Origin of the sequence: Streptomyces sp. 15-116A (assembly GCF_025290915.1) — a bacterium.
GTDB lineage: Bacteria > Actinomycetota > Actinomycetes > Streptomycetales > Streptomycetaceae > Streptomyces.
This window is the reverse complement of the sequence record NZ_JAOCQE010000542.1, coordinates 1-1,274: the sequence shown is the minus strand read 5'-3', so window position 1 is coordinate 1,274 and position 1,274 is coordinate 1. Positions and strand designations below refer to the sequence as shown.

General features: G+C 72.9%; 1 protein-coding gene and 1 pseudogene. One reads left to right on the top strand and one right to left on the bottom strand.

The features are described from left to right. Positions 1-671 (bottom strand): GPP34 family phosphoprotein (locus tag N4P33_RS35335; RefSeq protein ID WP_260831002.1); only part of this gene is annotated, 671 nt, incomplete at its 3' end. 203 nt (positions 672-874) lie between these two features. Between N4P33_RS35335 and N4P33_RS35330 the strand changes: the two are divergent. Beyond that, a pseudogene (locus N4P33_RS35330) lies at positions 875-1,274 on the top strand (D-alanyl-D-alanine carboxypeptidase); the annotation flags it as partial.

Genomic DNA, 1,274 nt, shown 5'->3' with positions numbered 1-1,274 from the left:
GGACCGGCCTGGCGGCCCGCCGTGGCGGCACTGCGGCGCGGCTGCGCCGCCACGCCGTTCTGGACGTCCATCACGGCGTGTGCCACGAGGCCGCCCATCGGGTCGTGCCGGATCAGGTCCCGTAGCCGGGAGCGGGACGAGCGTCCCTCGTTCCCCGGGTACAGGTGCTTGCCGAGACCGACCGCGTGCGCCAGTGCGGCGAGCGCCGCGGTCCGCGGGTCCGGCGGTACGCCGGTGCGGATCGCGGAGTCCAGCCGGGCCCTGATCTCCCGGCTGATCTCGGTGTCCGTCGCCTGGTAGCGAGTCGTCGGCAGCACCCCGCACATCTGTCCGGCCACGGCGTGCACCATGCCGCACCGCTCCAGATGCGAGAGGTAGGTCTGGCGGAGCCCGAGACGCGGCCCGCCGATCCAGTGGACGGCGCGTACCGGGGCGCCGCGCCTTCGCAGCAACTCCAGTGCGCAGTCCAGTGTCGGATCTCCTGTCGGCCGTGGTACCACCACGGCGATACGATCCCCGTCTGGGGCTATCCGTCCGGCCAGCGCCAGCTCCACTAGCTGTGCTCCGGCCAGACCGAGGTCGAGCGACTGCGGCTGTGCAGTGGTACCCGTGGCCGGGTCCAGTGCCAGCAGCAGAAGCTCCTCCGGAAGTGTTCTGCGGCTCCTGCCCATCCATGCCTCCCCGCGTGGATGAATGACAGGGTGACCCCTCTCACATTGGTCTGTCGAGGGTGCGTGACCGGTTCGTGAGGGAACCGGTAGGTATGTCGTTCTCGTCTACCGCGTGGGGTAGGGCCGCACACAGGACACTGGTACATGGTTCGGACAGCGCTGCGAGGCGGTGTCTCGGGCGGCGGCGGTTCACGGTTCGGTACATGGAGGAGGCATCGGTGGCGGGCGAGTCCCCCGACAGGTCGAAGCAGCGCGAGTCGTCGGCAGGAACGACGTCGGGGAGCGCGGGCCCGGTTCCCGAGGCGAGGAACGGCACGGAGCCCCGGGACCCCCGCCTGGCAGTCGCCCGCGAGACCCCCTCCGGGGCTCGCGGAAAGCCGGACACGGCGACGCGGGTGCTGTCGGTACGGGGGGTGACAGGCGGGGACGCGCCCCAGGGGGCCGAGGACGCCGCGCCGGCGGATGCAGAGCCGGGGAACACCGGGGACACGCCCGAGGGTCCTGCGGAGGCGTCGGCGGCGGGCGTGGGGGCGGGCAGCGCCGGCGGCGCGCACGACGAAGCTGCGGACACGTCGGCGCCAGGCGAGCGGGCGGACAGCGCCG